The organism is Arthrobacter sp. EM1, assembly GCF_029964055.1.
Lineage (GTDB): Bacteria > Actinomycetota > Actinomycetes > Actinomycetales > Micrococcaceae > Arthrobacter.
The window spans coordinates 3,717,768-3,731,407 of sequence record NZ_CP124836.1; the positions used below are offsets into that span (position 1 = coordinate 3,717,768).

A 13,640-nucleotide genomic window follows, 5' to 3' on the forward strand; every position below is an offset into this window, starting at 1 on the left:
TGATGGAGCCTATGGAGTCCTCTGCCGGCGCGACGTCACCCCAAGTCCAAGCCCTCATCAACTGGGAGCTGGCCGCTTCCACTGCCGCCCGGCTCACACCCGCCGGACCTATCCTGGCAGCGGCGGACATCGAAGCCGCCGTGGACAACCTGCGCCTGATGGCGGACATTTCGGTCCCGCACGTCCATAGCATCACCGGTCTCGATGCCGCCCGCGACCTCCGTGACTCCTCGGTCCTGGTGGTGGACCGCGCCTCTTGGGCCAAGGCCAATACCCAGAGTTTCGCCGTAATGCTGCAACCGGCGATGGAAAAGATGCTGGAGGGCCGCCGCGGGACCCTCAACCCCGGCGCGGCCAGTGTCAGCGGGGCCATTACGGGCGGCCAGCTGGGGGCGATCCTCGCGTTCCTCTCCAGCAAGGTCCTGGGCCAATATGACCCCTTCTCGGCTCTGGCCGAGAACTCCACCGCGCCCGCCGCCGGGCGGCTGCTCCTCGTCGCCCCGAACATCATCTCCGTCGAACGCGAAATTAACGTCGAACCCGAGGATTTCCGGCTGTGGGTCTGCCTGCACGAACAAACCCACCGGGTGCAGTTCGCCGCCGCGCCCTGGCTTCGGCATCACATGCTGGACGAGATCGAAAGCCTCAGCGGCCAGCTGCTTGGCAACGTCGACTCCCTGATGGAACGGGCCTCCGCCGCAGCGAAGTCGCTCAAGGACCGCACCGCGTCCGGCGCCGCGCCCAGCCGGGGGGCCATCCTTGACCTGCTGCAGAACCCCGAGGAAAAGGCCGCGATCTCACGCCTGACCGCCCTGATGAGCTTGCTGGAAGGGCACGCCAACGTGGTGATGGATGCTGTCGACGCCAGCATTGTGCCCTCCGTGAAGACCATCCGGCAGCGCTTTAACACCCGGTCGAAGGACCGCGGCGTGATTGAGAAGTTCATCCGCAACCTGCTCGGGCTGGACGCGAAGATGCGCCAGTACAGCGACGGTTCGAAGTTCGTGCGCGAAGTAGTGGACGTGGCCGGCATGGAGGGGTTCAACAAGGTCTGGGAGTCCGCGGAACACCTGCCCAGCGAGACAGAAATTCACAACTCCAGGCTCTGGCTCGAACGGATGGGGCATTAGTTCCGTGACGCCCAGTCCTGCCTCCAGCGAACGACGCCGGCCGGGCCGGCTGGCGCCAGTCGTCGGCACGGCACGGAAAATGCTGCAGGAGTCGCTGGGTGCAGCAGGATACCCCGAGCGGATCCTGGTCGCCTGCAGCGGCGGACCCGACTCACTGGCCCTCGCGGCGGCCGCTGCCCACTTCGGCCGCCGCGGCCACGTGGACGGACATCCCGTTTCCGTGGGCGCCGTGGTGGTGGACCACCAGCTGCAGCCCGGCTCCGCCGGTGTTGCCGCTGCCGCCGCCGCGACCCTGCGGGATCTGGGCCTCTCGCCGGTACACGTCAAGGCCGTCGAGGTCGCTTCCACCGGGGTGGGCCCGGAGGCAGCCGCCCGGGACGCCAGGCACGCAGCTTTGAACGCCGCTGCAGCTGAGGACGGCGCCGGCGCCATCCTCCTCGGCCATACCCTCGATGACCAGGCCGAACAGGTACTGCTTGGGCTCGCCCGCGGTTCCGGGACGCGCTCCCTGGCGGGGATGCGGCCCGCCCGCGACAAGCTGTTACGGCCCTTCCTGGGGCTGCGCCGCGCCGACACCCTCGCAATCTGCGCGGCTGAGGGGCTTGAGCCATGGCACGATCCGAGCAACGTGGATCCCGCGTTTGCACGGTCACGGACCCGGGTCGAGGTGCTTCCGCTGCTTGAGCAGAAGCTTGGTCCGGGCGTTGCCGAGTCGCTGGCACGGACCGCGGCGATCCTGCAGCTGGACGCCGACTACCTAGAGGACGTGGCGAATGACACCTTCCTCAGCCTCCGGGAACAATCCGGAACAACCATCAGCCTCCCGGAGGAAGCCCTGCGCGGGCTCGCGCCGGCCATCAGGTTCCGGGTCATCGCCAAGGCCGCGGCCGCCGTCGGAGGCCAGCAGCCCAGCTACCAGCGGCTGCTCGCCGCAGAAGCCCTCCTCCGGCGGCGGGGATCGGCCGGTCCCGTGGAGCTTGCCGGCGGGGTCAACGTCTACCGGCTCCCGCTCGTCCAACTGCTCGCCGAAGGGCCGTCCGGGCCCGGAAGTGTTCCCCGCGGGGCGGCCCGCTGTGGGAAGCTTGTATTCCGGCCTCAAAAACCGCCCCAGATATAGTCGCCCCCGCATCTACACAGGAGTTATTGGTGGATTCAAACGACGTCCAGGCAGATCTTAAGCACGTTCTGTACTCCAAGGAGCAGATCCAGACCCGGATCACCGAACTGGCTGCCCAGATCGACAAGGACTATGAAGGCCGCGATCTGCTGATCGTCGGCGTGCTCAAGGGCGCAGTGATGGTCATGGCCGACCTCGCCCGCGCACTCCACAGCCACGTTTCGATGGACTGGATGGCCGTCTCGTCCTACGGCTCCGGCACGCAGTCCTCCGGCGTGGTCCGCATCCTCAAAGACCTGGACACGGACCTCATGGGCAAGGACGTCCTGATCGTCGAGGACATCATCGACTCCGGCCTGACCCTGTCCTGGCTCAAAACCAACCTGGAATCCCGTGGCACGGCCTCCGTGGAAATCTGCACCGCATTCCGCAAGCCCACGGCTTTGAAGGTCCAGATCGACGTCAAGTACGTCGGCTATGACATCCCCAACGAGTTCGTGGTCGGTTACGGCCTGGACTACGCCGAGAAGTACCGGAACCTGGACTTCGTCGGAACGCTCGCGCCGCACGTCTACGAGTAGCACACCGACGCTGGGGACACCGCAAAGCTCCGCCCCGGGCCCGGCCATCCCCGGCCCCGCTACGCCCTCAGGGAACTTTTGCACTTCACCGTGCGTGAGCTACAGCGACGGTGTATAGCTAGAAGCTGACGCAGCACCACACGCGCGCAGATCGGTCGCCGTGCAGCACTACCAGGAGGGACGGGGCCTGCCCCGCACAGATGAAAGCTAAGAGTTTCTTCAAGGGCCCCGGCATCTGGATTGTCGTTGTAGTTGGCATGCTCCTGCTGGCCTTTGCCACCCTTTCACCGGGCGGCGCGGCCCGGATCGACACCGACAAGGGCCTCGCGCTGCTGACCGACGGTGGCAAGGTTGAACAGGCGAAGATCTTCGACGCGGAAAACCGCGTGGACCTGATCCTGAAGGACAACCTGCAGGTTGACGGGCAGGACAAGGGCAAGAACATCCAGTTCTACTACGTCAATGCCCGCGCCGCCGACGTCGTTAAAGCCGTAACGGACTCCCGCCCGCCCAGCGGCTACACCGACCAGCCGGTCGAGAACAACTGGTTCGCCGGACTGTTCTCCCTCCTGATCCCGGTTATCCTGCTCGGCGTCCTGTTCTGGTTCCTGCTCTCCCGCATGCAGGGCGGCGGCTCCAAGGTGATGCAGTTTGGCAAGTCCAAGGCCAAGCTGGTGAACAAGGACATGCCGCAGGTCACCTTCGGCGACGTCGCCGGAGCTGACGAGGCCGTCGAGGAACTCGAAGAAATCAAGGAGTTCCTCCAGGAGCCGGCGAAGTTCCAGGCCGTTGGCGCCAAGATCCCCAAAGGCGTGCTGCTCTACGGTCCGCCCGGAACCGGCAAGACCCTGTTGGCCCGCGCCGTTGCCGGCGAGGCCGGGGTGCCGTTCTTCTCGATCTCCGGTTCCGATTTTGTTGAGATGTTCGTCGGCGTCGGCGCTTCCCGCGTCCGTGACCTGTTCGAGCAGGCCAAGGCAAATGCGCCGGCCATCATTTTCGTGGACGAGATCGACGCCGTCGGACGCCACCGCGGTGCCGGCATCGGCGGCGGCAACGACGAACGCGAGCAAACCCTCAACCAGCTGCTGGTCGAGATGGACGGCTTTGACGTTAAGACCAATGTCATCCTGATCGCCGCCACCAACCGGCCCGACGTCCTGGACCCGGCACTGCTGCGGCCGGGACGCTTTGACCGCCAGATCTCCGTCGAGGCCCCGGACCTGATCGGCCGTGACCAGATCCTGCAGGTCCATGCCAAGGGCAAGCCGATGGCTCCCGGCGTCGACCTGAGGGCCGTGGCCAAAAAGACCCCCGGCTACACCGGCGCTGACCTGGCCAACGTCCTTAACGAGGCCGCCCTGCTGACGGCCCGCTCGAATGCCAACCTCATTGACGACCGCGCCCTGGACGAAGCCATTGACCGTGTAATGGCCGGTCCGCAGAAGCGCAGCCGCGTGATGAAGGAACACGAACGCAAGGTCACGGCCTACCACGAAGGCGGCCACGCCCTGGTGGCGGCGGCGCTGCGGAATTCCGCTCCGGTCACCAAGATCACCATTTTGCCCCGCGGCCGTGCCCTGGGCTACACCATGGTGGTTCCGGAGAATGACAAGTACTCCGTGACCCGCAACGAACTGCTCGACCAGATGGCTTATGCCATGGGCGGCCGCGTCGCGGAGGAACTCGTCTTCCACGACCCGTCCACCGGGGCGTCCAATGACATCGAAAAGGCCACCGGCATCGCCCGCAAAATGGTCACCGAGTTCGGCATGAGCGAACGGGTCGGAGCAGTGCGCCTGGGCCAGGGCGGCGGCGAACCGTTTCTGGGCCGCGACGCCGGACACGAGCGCAACTACTCGGACCAGATCGCCTACATCGTCGACGAGGAAGTCCGCCGCCTGATCGAGGGCGCGCACGACGAGGCTTACGCCATCCTGATCGAGAACCGCGACGTCCTGGACCAGTTGGCCCTTGAACTGCTGGAACGCGAAACGTTGAACCAGGCGGAAATCGCACAGGTCTTCACCAACATCCGCAAGCGTGATTTCCGTGAGATCTGGCTCTCCAAGGAAACCCGCCCGATCCAGGACGTCGGCCCGGTGGAGTCCCGCCGGGAGAAGGCAGAACGCGAAGCGCAGGAAGAGGCCAAGGAAGCCCGGCTCGAGGAACCGCTGGACACCTTCCCGCCGCACGCCCAAGGCGTCCCCGGACAGGAGCCGTTCCAGGGCGGTGTAACGGATCTCGGGCCTGACGGCCATCCCGGCTAGGCTTCTTCAGTGACTTCTTTCTTCAATGACGACGACGCTCCCGCCACCGGCTCTTTGGTGGCGGGAGCCTCAGCCGCTGTCCCCGCCGTTGTGGACCAAGCCCGGATTGAGGCGGCCGTCCGCGAAATCCTGTTGGCCATCGGCGAGGACCCGGACCGCAGCGGCCTCATTGACACGCCGAAACGGGTCGCCAAGGCGTACACCGAGATTTTCGCCGGACTTCACCATGACCCGGCAGAGATTCTCGCCACAACCTTCGACCTGGACCACGAGGAACTGGTCCTGGTCAAGGACATCCCGTTCTACTCCACCTGCGAGCACCATCTGGTGCCGTTCCACGGGGTGGCCCATGTGGGCTACATCCCCTCCCACGACGGGAAGGTGACCGGGCTGAGCAAATTGGCGCGGCTGGTGGACATGTTCGCCCGCCGCCCCCAGGTCCAGGAACGCCTCACCACCCAGATCGTCGAGGCCCTCGTCACCCACCTCAAGCCGCGCGGCGCAATCGTCGTCGTCGAATGCGAACACCTCTGCATGTCCATGCGCGGCATCCGCAAGCCCGGTGCCAGGACCGTCACCAGTGCGGTACGCGGGCAACTCCATGACCCGGCCACCCGCGCCGAAGCCATGAGCCTCATTATCGGAAGGTAACACCACAGACAATGGACTCCCTAGCTGCAGCCCCCGGAACCGGACCGGCGACGTCGCCCCTGCCAGTAGTGCGCAAGGCACGCCGCGCGGCAACATTCGAAGCCCTGCCCACTGACCGGACACTGCTGATGGCCATCCTGAATGTCACCCCGGACTCCTTCAGCGACGGCGGCCAGCACGCCACCGCCGACACCGCCATCGCCGCCGGGCTGCGGATGTTCTACGCCGGCGCGGACATCATCGATGTCGGCGGCGAGTCCACCCGCCCGGGAGCCACCGAAGTGGAGCCCGACGAGGAGCAGCGGCGGGTGCTTCCAGTCATCGCCGCCCTGGCGAAGGCCGGGGCGCTGGTCAGCATCGATACCACCCACGCCGCCACCGCTGCCGCGGCGCTGCAGGCAGGCGCCGTCATCATCAACGACGTCTCCGGCCTGAGCATTGAACCCGAAATGGCCGAACTCGTGGCACGCAGCAAGGCTCCCTACGTCCTCACACACCGCCGGGGCACAGCGGGCACAATGGACACGCTGACGGACTACGGAAACGTGGCTGCGGACGTCGCCGCGGAACTGGCGGGCGTCCGGGACAAGCTCTACGCCGCAGGTGTCAGCCCGGAGCAGATCATCGTTGATCCGGGCCTGGGCTTCTCCAAGACCGACGCGCAGAACTGGGAGCTGCTGCAGAACCTCGACGTGCTGCAGGCCATGGGTCATAAGGTCCTTGTCGCCGCCTCCCGCAAACGCTTCCTGGGCAGCCTCCTGTCCGTCGCCGGCAAGTCCGCCCCGCCGGCCGAACGCGACGCGGCCACCGCTGCGGTCACCGCCATCAGCGCCTCCCGCGGCGCCTGGGCTGTCCGCGTGCACGACGTCGGGCCCAGCCTCGATGCTGTCAAGGTCGCCGCCGGGATGAGCCCGGCAGATGGCCGCGCAGTACCCGCCGCCGGCGATAACTGAACCGGAAAGCCACCATGGACCAGATCACGCTGAGCGGCGTCACCGCCGTCGGCCACCACGGAGTGTTTGATTTCGAGCGGCGCGACGGCCAGCCGTTCGTCGTCGATGCCGTGCTGCACCTGGATTTCAGCCGCGCGGCACGTTCCGACGACGTGCTGGACACGGCGCACTACGGTGAAGTGGCGGAGTGCATCCGGACCTGGATCGCGGGGGAGCCGCTGAACCTGATCGAGGCACTCGCCGTCCGGATCGCCGAGGACGTGCTGCAGAAGTTCCCCGTGGCAGCAGTGGAAATCACTGTGCACAAACCCGAGGCGCCCATCGAGGTCGCATTCGGTGATGTCTCCGTCAGCGTGCGCCGGAGCCGGCAGGACCAACAATGAGCTACACGCGGGCTGTGCTTGCGCTCGGCAGCAACCTGGGGGCGCGCAGCGACACCCTTTCGGCAGCCGTCGCGGACATCGTCGACCCGCCGGAGGTCCGCCTCCTGGCCATTTCGCCGATCGTCCAGACCAAAGCAGTCGGCGGTCCGCCGGACCAGCCGGATTTCCTCAATATGGTGATGACGGTGGAGACCACATTGACACCCGGTGAGCTGCTGCGGCACTGCCACGCTGTGGAACAAAAGCACCTCCGGGTCCGCGACGTGCGCTGGGGCCCCCGCACCCTCGACGTGGACATCATCACGTACGGGGAGCTGGCCAGTTCCGACCCGGAGCTCACCCTTCCGCACCCGCGTGCCGCCCAGCGGGCCTTTGTACTCTTCCCGTGGTCGCTTATCGACCCTGCCGCCGAGTTGGACGGCCAACGCGTCGGCGAGCTAGCGGCCAAAGCCCCCGATTTCCCCGACCTCATTCCCTTCGACGGCTTCGACACCCTCCACCCCGCGGCCGGAGCAAGCGAATGATGAAGCTGACCAGCCCCCTGGTGCTGTCCCTCATCGGCGTGGCCGTAGGGGTCCTGGGCTGGCTGGCCGCCCTGCTGACGACCCGTTACAGCCTGAACACCCCCGTCCTGCCGCTCACCGGGCTCATCACGATGGCCGTGATCGTGGTGCTCACCATCGTGCTGGGCGTCCGGGTGCTGCGCTGGCGCAACGGCAACAAAAAGAGAATGCTTAATCCCATCCTGGCGGCGTGGACCCTCGTCCTCGCGCAGGCCTGCGCGTATACCGGCAGCGTCCTGCTGGGCTGGCACGCAGGGATCTTCATTGACCAGCTGCGCCTTTGGAACCTCCGCAGCGACCAGACGCTCGCGTGGCAGGCCGTGGCCATGGCCGGCGGCGGCCTGGCGATGATCGTCGTTGGCCTGGTCGTGGAACGGTTCTGCCGGATACCGCCCGAGGACGGCGACGGCGGATCAGCCCCGGGCGTCCGGGAAAAGCGCAAGCCGACGGCGGAAGGCGAATATGCCTACCGAGGCGATTGACCCGCCGGGCATCACCTGGTTACGGGTCTCCCCGAAATATGTGACCGTGCGGCGCGCCGGCTGGGCCGCGGCGAACCTACTTGTTGTCGCTCTGCTGTGCCTCCCCCTCGTTCTCATCCGCAATGGCTGGTGGCCGTCCTTCCCGCTCTGGCTTGCCATCGCCGTCCCGGCCGTGGTCCTGGTCCTGGCCCTGTGCAGGTTCCTGCTCATTCCCCGCCAGGTCCAGGCCATCGGCTACGCCGAGCGTGACGATGACCTGCTCATCCGCCGCGGCATCTTCTTCCAGCGCACCCTCGTGGTTCCTTACGGCCGGATGCAATACGTGGACATCGGCGCCGGACCGTTGGAACGCGGGCTGGGACTGTGCACGCTGAAACTCCACACCGCCTCCCCGGGTACCCGCGCGGAGATCCCGGGGCTGCCCGCCGCCGAGGGCGCCCGGCTGCGCGAGCAGCTTTCCGCGCGCGGTGAAGCCCGGCTGGCCGGGCTGTGACGGTATCGCGGTGAAATCCGGTGTGCCCGCGGGAACGTCCGCCGGCGCCGATACCGAAACGCCCGGGCCCCGGTGGCTGCGTGTGCACCCGGCGTCGCCGTTCGTGCGGGGCTGGGTGGCGCTGGCCGCCATCGGGTTCTTCTTTTTCCGGGACACCTTCGAACGGCTGCTCCAGGGCGGACCCCTGATCGATGACAGGTTCACCGGCCGGGCTCCGTGGCTGCTGCTCGGCGGCGGCGTGCTGGTGCTTCTGACCGTGCTCGGATACGTCCTGAGCTGGTACTTCACCCGCTATCAGGTGGCCGAAGGCTACGTCCGGCTCAACACGGGATTCCTCTTCAAACAGCAGCGGCAGGCGCGCCTGGACCGGGTCCAGGCAATCGATATTGTGCAGCCGTTGCTGGCCAGGTTGTTCGGGCTGGCCGAGCTAAAGTTCGACGTGGCCGACGCCGGCGAGTCGGCGGTGCGCCTGGCTTTCCTGCGCGTGGACGAGGCGCGGCAGCTGCGGGCCACTATCCTGGCCAGTGCCTCCGCCCCGGCGCGAAACCCCGCTGACCTTGCCGGCCCGGAGGCCGTGGCCGCCGAAGCGCCGGAACACGCCGTACTCACGGTCCCGCCGGGGCGCCTGGTGGGGTCCCTGATCCTGAGCGAGCAGACCGTCTTTGTGCTGGCCGGCGGCGCGGGGTCCGTGGTGCTCTCGGCGCTCACGGAGAACCGCAGCTTCTACCTCTTCCTGATTCCGGCCGCGCTGGGCATGGCGGCAGCGTACTGGAACTCCGTCACCCGCGGCTACAACTTCACCGCAGCCATTTCCCCGGACGGGATCCGGTTGCGCTACGGCCTGCTGGATACGCAGGCCCAGACCCTTCCGCCGGGCCGGATCCAGGCACTGCGGGTCAGCCAGCCGCCGCTCTGGCGCTTCTTCGGCTGGTACCGGATCCACGTCAACGTCGCCGGTTACGGCGCCGCGGCGGACAACGGCGAGGGCTCTTCACGGAGCACGCTCCTGCCGGTGGGGACCTTTCCGGAGGTGCTCACCATCCTCTCCCTGGTCCTTCCCGACCCGGGCACCCCGGACCCGGCGGGCATATTCACCGCCGGAGCCAACGGCCGCTCCGGCCCGGCCGCGGCCGGGCCGGCTCCCGGCACCGACGACGGCGGCTTTGTCACCACCCCGCGGCGCGCCCGGCTGCTGGCCCCCCTGGGCTGGCGGCGCAACGGTTTCGCCGCCACCGACACGGCCCTGCTGATCCGTTCGGGCCGCTGGTGGCGGCACCTTGTTATCGTTCCGCACCAGCGCACCCAATCGATGGCGCTTGAGCAGGGCCCCCTGGCCAGGCGCTTCCGGGTGGCGGACCTGGTCCTGCATACCACCGCCGGACCCGTCTCGCCGCGGCTGATCCAGGCCGGCCTGGACGAGGCGCGTGCCCTCCTCGACGCCCAGGCGGCACGGGCCCGGGCCGCCCGCCGGCGTCAGACCAGCGAGCACTGGCTGGAGCAGGTCCGCCCGCCCGCCGCTGAACGCCCCCACACCGAAGAACCCAACAGGCAGGAAGACCGGAAGCATGGCTAAACCAGGACGTCTCGGCATCGGAATCATCGGCGCCGGCAAAGTTGGCGCTGTCCTCGGGGCGGCTCTGCGCGGCGCCGAGCACGCCGTCATCGGAGTCTCGGCGGTCTCCGACGCCAGCCGCGAACGCGCCGAAGCCCTGCTTCCCGGTGTCCCCGTCCTGGAAGTGCGGGACATCGTCGAACGCGCCGAACTGGTGCTCCTGGCCGTCCCCGACGATGCCCTGGGCCCGCTTGTGGAAGGCCTGGCGAAGCTCGGCGCCTGGCAGCCCGGGCAGCTCGTGGCACACACCTCCGGCCGGTTCGGCGTCGGGATCCTGCATCCTGTCCGCGCCGTTGGCGCCATCCCGTTGGCATTGCACCCTGCCATGACCTTCACCGGCATGAGCCTGGACCTGACCCGGCTGCTGGACTGCACCTTCGGTGTTACCGCGGATGCTGCCATGCTGCCCATTGCTCAGGCCCTTGTAGTGGAGATGGGCGCGGAGCCCGTTGCCATCGCCGAGGCGGACCGCACGCTCTACCACGCTGCCCTGGCGCACGGCTCAAACCACCTCGTCACCTTGGTGGCACAGTCCTCGCAACTGCTCCGGGAGGTCGGCGTCGAGGCCCCCGAACGAATGCTGGGGCCACTGCTGCGGGCAACCCTGGAGAACGCGCTCGCCTCAGGCGAATCGGCACTGACCGGGCCGGTGGTCCGCGGTGATGTGGGCACCGTGGCGGCACACGCCGAGTCCTTGCGGGAGCACGACGGCGGCGCGGGCGGAGATATTCTGGAGGCGTACCTGGCCATGGCCCGGGCGACGGCCCGCCGGGCAGGACGCCGGGGACTGCTGAAGCCGGAGCAACTCGGCGGCATCGCACACGCACTTGAAGGTTCCGGCGGCGATGACGAAAACCCTACGGAAGGTCCATAATTTGGCGATTCAACTCGTGACTACGGCTGCGCAGCTCCGGGCCGAGAGCGCCCGCCTGCTCCGCGCGAAAGGCGGCTCCTCACAGGGCCTGGTGCCCACCATGGGTGCACTGCATGAGGGCCATGCCGAGCTGGCGCGCACCGCCGTCGAACAAAACGACGTGGCGGTGGTGAGTATTTTCGTGAACCCGCTGCAGTTCGGCGAAGCCGTGGACCTTGAGCGGTACCCCCGCACCCTGGACGCGGACCTGGCGCTCCTGAATGCCGTCGGCGTGGACCTGGTCTTCGCTCCGGAGGTGCAGGAGGTCTATCCCGGCGGGGAACCGCTGGTAAGGATCAGCGCCGGGCCAATAGCCGGCAAGTGGGAGGGCGCCTCCCGCCCGGGGCACTTCGACGGCGCCCTGACGGTTGTGGCCAAGCTGCTGCACTTCGGACTGCCGGGTGCCTCCGGCGGAATGGAGCTGCCGGCGTACCGGGCGTACTTTGGTCAAAAAGATGCCCAGCAACTGGCCCTGGTCCAGCGCATGGTGGCGGACTTGAACTTCCCGGTGCAGATCGTAGCGGTGCCGATTGTGCGCTCGGCGGACGGGTTGGCGCTCTCGAGCCGCAACCGTTTCCTCTCTGCTGCGGAACGCGAGGCGGCCCTGGTGCTCTCGCGGGCCCTGCGGCTGATCGAGGACCGGGCCAACGCCAACCAGCCGCTGGACCTTGAGTCCGCAAGGGCGCTGGTGGAGTCCCAGCCGCTTGTCGAACTGGACTACTTCGAAGTGGTGGATCCGCTCACACTCGAACCGCTGGCCGAAAACTGCCGGGACACCCCGTTCCGCGGCGAGGCCTTGGCGATCATCGCGGCCACAGCCGGCCCGGTCCGGCTGATCGACAATGTTCCGCTGAACTCCTGACCCGCACCCCGCCGCCCCCCTGCGTTGTATGACCGGTCCCAGGAGTTAACCCCACGGCCGGGAATTACCGGGGCGGATCGCGGGTTGGCAACTAAGGCAGCGGCCACAAGCCGCAGCAGCACCCCCGTCAAAAACTCCCCGAGGGAACACCATGCGCTCCGACGTCACTTCCAAGCCGCACGGCGATCCCGCGCCGGCCCGCGTTGCGGTCGCCGCCGCCGCCGCGCCGCCGGCAAAGATGTCCCGGGAATCGGTCACAGTCATCGCCACCCTGCTGGTGGCTACCTTTGTGGTGATCCTTAACGAAACCATCATGAACGTCGCGCTCCAGCGGCTGATGGTGGATCTTGGGATCACGGCACCCACCGTGCAGTGGCTGTCCACTGGCTTTATGCTCACCATGGCCGTAGTGATTCCCACGACGGGTTTTATCCTGCAACGGCTCTCCACCCGCGCGGTGTTTATGCTGGCGATGGGGCTGTTCTCCGGCGGCACGCTGCTCGCGGCGCTGGCCCCGGGATTCGAAATCCTCCTGCTTGCCCGGATCGTCCAGGCCGGCGGTACAGCCATTATGGTGCCGCTGCTGATGACCACCATCCTCACCCTGGTTCCGGTGGCCCGCCGCGGCTTTGTGATGGGCAATGTGAGCATCGCCATCTCGGTGGCACCGGCCATGGGCCCCACGGTGTCCGGACTGATCCTTGAGCACTTCTCCTGGCGCTTTATGTTCGTTTTTGTCCTGCCGATCGCGCTGGCCGCCTTCGCCATCGGCGCCAAGTACCTGACCAACATTGGCGAGAATAAAAAGACCAGGCTTGACGCGGCGTCGGTGCTGCTGACCGTTCCGGCTTTCGGTGGCCTCGTCTACGGACTGAGCCAGATCGGCGGCGGCCAGGGCGGTCCTGGCGCGCCTGCCGTTATCGCGCTGGCCGTGGGCATCCTTGCCCTCACGGCGTTTGTGTTCCGGCAGTTGCGGCTGCAGAAGGCCGGGGCGCCGCTGCTGGACCTGCGTGCCTTTCGCCTGCGGATGTTCACCGTCTCCGTGCTGCTCCTCGTGGTTGCCATGATCGCCCTGTTCGGCGCCGTGATCCTTCTGCCGTTGTACCTGCAGGAGGTTCGCGGCCTGTCGTCACTGGAGACGGGGCTCTCGCTGCTCCCCGGCGGGCTCGCGATGGGCCTGCTGGGCCCGTTCATTGGGCGGACTTTCGACCAGGTGGGACCGCTGCCGCTGACCGTGACCGGTTCCATCATGCTGGTGGTGGCCCTGTTCCAGTTCTCCTTGCTGGATGCTGGCACTCCGGTCGGTTGGATCATCACCCTGCACGTGGGCCTCAGCCTCGGCCTGGCGCTGATCTTCACCCCGGCCTTCACCACCGGGCTGAACCCGTTGCCGCCGCACCTTTACTCGCATGGTTCGGCCATCATGAACACCTTGCAGCAGGTGGCGGGTGCCGCCGGAACGGCGTTGCTCGTTTCGATCTACGCTGTGGTGTCAGCCGGCTCGGGCGTTGTCGCGGGAATGCACGCGGCGTTCCTCACGGCCTCGGCCATCGCCGTTGCCGCCGTTGTGCTGGCCGCCATGATGCGCAAGACGGCAGCGGTGGAACACCCCGCCGCCGGCTAACGCGGCATG

Annotated in this window: 14 protein-coding genes; all 14 read left to right on the forward strand. The window is 67.4% G+C overall.

The genetic code is table 11. The features are described from left to right. The first annotated feature begins 11 nt into the window (after nucleotides 1-11). The 14 genes from QI450_RS17235 (at nucleotide 12) to QI450_RS17300 (ending at nucleotide 13,631) form a co-directional block, all read left to right on the forward strand. Nucleotides 12-1,130, forward strand: coding sequence for a zinc-dependent metalloprotease (locus QI450_RS17235; RefSeq protein ID WP_226773831.1), 1,119 nt, complete (start codon nucleotides 12-14; stop codon nucleotides 1,128-1,130). A 79-nt stretch (nucleotides 1,131-1,209) separates the two neighbouring features. Next, nucleotides 1,210-2,247 (forward strand): tRNA lysidine(34) synthetase TilS, encoded by a 1,038-nt coding sequence (gene tilS / locus QI450_RS17240; protein ID WP_226773897.1) that lies wholly within the window; start codon nucleotides 1,210-1,212, stop codon nucleotides 2,245-2,247. Nucleotides 2,248-2,276: 29 nt separating this feature from the next. Further along, on the forward strand, nucleotides 2,277-2,828 hold the full coding sequence (gene hpt, locus QI450_RS17245) for a hypoxanthine phosphoribosyltransferase (RefSeq protein ID WP_226773832.1): 552 nt from the start codon (nucleotides 2,277-2,279) through the stop codon (nucleotides 2,826-2,828). A gap of 200 nt (nucleotides 2,829-3,028) precedes the next feature. Further along, nucleotides 3,029-5,095, forward strand: a complete 2,067-nt coding sequence (gene ftsH, locus QI450_RS17250) for an ATP-dependent zinc metalloprotease FtsH (protein WP_226773833.1) — start codon at nucleotides 3,029-3,031, stop codon at nucleotides 5,093-5,095. A 90-nt stretch (nucleotides 5,096-5,185) separates the two neighbouring features. After that, nucleotides 5,186-5,746 (forward strand): GTP cyclohydrolase I FolE, encoded by a 561-nt coding sequence (gene folE, locus QI450_RS17255; RefSeq protein ID WP_309485676.1) that lies wholly within the window; start codon nucleotides 5,186-5,188, stop codon nucleotides 5,744-5,746. Between the two features lie 11 nt (nucleotides 5,747-5,757). After that, nucleotides 5,758-6,699, forward strand: coding sequence for a dihydropteroate synthase (folP, locus tag QI450_RS17260; RefSeq protein WP_226773834.1), 942 nt, complete (start codon nucleotides 5,758-5,760; stop codon nucleotides 6,697-6,699). A gap of 14 nt (nucleotides 6,700-6,713) precedes the next feature. Beyond that, nucleotides 6,714-7,082, forward strand: a complete 369-nt coding sequence (folB, locus tag QI450_RS17265) for a dihydroneopterin aldolase (protein WP_226773835.1) — start codon at nucleotides 6,714-6,716, stop codon at nucleotides 7,080-7,082. Then, the gene (gene folK / locus QI450_RS17270; RefSeq protein WP_226773836.1) at nucleotides 7,079-7,606 is read left to right on the forward strand and encodes a 2-amino-4-hydroxy-6-hydroxymethyldihydropteridine diphosphokinase; all 528 of its coding nucleotides are present in this window, start codon (nucleotides 7,079-7,081) and stop codon (nucleotides 7,604-7,606) included. Before folB ends, folK begins: the two co-directional genes overlap by 4 nt. After that, entirely contained in the window at nucleotides 7,606-8,127 is a 522-nt protein-coding gene (locus QI450_RS17275) for a DUF3180 domain-containing protein (protein ID WP_226773899.1), read from the forward strand. Before folK ends, QI450_RS17275 begins: the two co-directional genes overlap by 1 nt. Further along, complete coding sequence (locus tag QI450_RS17280) at nucleotides 8,108-8,620, forward strand: PH domain-containing protein (RefSeq protein WP_226773837.1); 513 nt, start codon at nucleotides 8,108-8,110, stop codon at nucleotides 8,618-8,620. The genes QI450_RS17275 and QI450_RS17280 overlap by 20 nt, the downstream gene beginning before the upstream one ends. A 22-nt stretch (nucleotides 8,621-8,642) precedes the next feature. After that, nucleotides 8,643-10,193, forward strand: a complete 1,551-nt coding sequence (locus tag QI450_RS17285) for a PH domain-containing protein (RefSeq protein ID WP_226773900.1) — start codon at nucleotides 8,643-8,645, stop codon at nucleotides 10,191-10,193. Next, nucleotides 10,186-11,106: a DUF2520 domain-containing protein gene (locus tag QI450_RS17290; RefSeq protein WP_226773838.1), complete on the forward strand. Its 921-nt coding sequence runs from the start codon at nucleotides 10,186-10,188 to the stop codon at nucleotides 11,104-11,106. Before QI450_RS17285 ends, QI450_RS17290 begins: the two co-directional genes overlap by 8 nt. 1 nt (nucleotide 11,107) lies before the next feature. Next, nucleotides 11,108-12,007: a pantoate--beta-alanine ligase gene (panC, locus tag QI450_RS17295; RefSeq protein WP_226773839.1), complete on the forward strand. Its 900-nt coding sequence runs from the start codon at nucleotides 11,108-11,110 to the stop codon at nucleotides 12,005-12,007. A gap of 151 nt (nucleotides 12,008-12,158) precedes the next feature. Continuing rightward, complete coding sequence (locus QI450_RS17300; RefSeq protein WP_226773840.1) at nucleotides 12,159-13,631, forward strand: DHA2 family efflux MFS transporter permease subunit; 1,473 nt, start codon at nucleotides 12,159-12,161, stop codon at nucleotides 13,629-13,631. Nucleotides 13,632-13,640: the final 9 nt, after the last annotated feature.

Coding starts and splice junctions, on each gene's coding strand:
- folK (WP_226773836.1), top strand. CDS start 7,079: ATGAGCTACACGCGGGCTGTGCTTGCGCTCGGCAGCAACCTGGGGGCG.
- QI450_RS17300 (WP_226773840.1), top strand. CDS start 12,159: ATGCGCTCCGACGTCACTTCCAAGCCGCACGGCGATCCCGCGCCGGCC.
- QI450_RS17280 (WP_226773837.1), top strand. CDS start 8,108: ATGCCTACCGAGGCGATTGACCCGCCGGGCATCACCTGGTTACGGGTC.
- ftsH (WP_226773833.1), top strand. CDS start 3,029: ATGAAAGCTAAGAGTTTCTTCAAGGGCCCCGGCATCTGGATTGTCGTT.
- QI450_RS17235 (WP_226773831.1), top strand. CDS start 12: ATGGAGTCCTCTGCCGGCGCGACGTCACCCCAAGTCCAAGCCCTCATC.
- folP (WP_226773834.1), top strand. CDS start 5,758: ATGGACTCCCTAGCTGCAGCCCCCGGAACCGGACCGGCGACGTCGCCC.
- QI450_RS17275 (WP_226773899.1), top strand. CDS start 7,606: ATGAAGCTGACCAGCCCCCTGGTGCTGTCCCTCATCGGCGTGGCCGTA.
- folB (WP_226773835.1), top strand. CDS start 6,714: ATGGACCAGATCACGCTGAGCGGCGTCACCGCCGTCGGCCACCACGGA.
- QI450_RS17290 (WP_226773838.1), top strand. CDS start 10,186: ATGGCTAAACCAGGACGTCTCGGCATCGGAATCATCGGCGCCGGCAAA.
- tilS (WP_226773897.1), top strand. CDS start 1,210: ATGCTGCAGGAGTCGCTGGGTGCAGCAGGATACCCCGAGCGGATCCTG.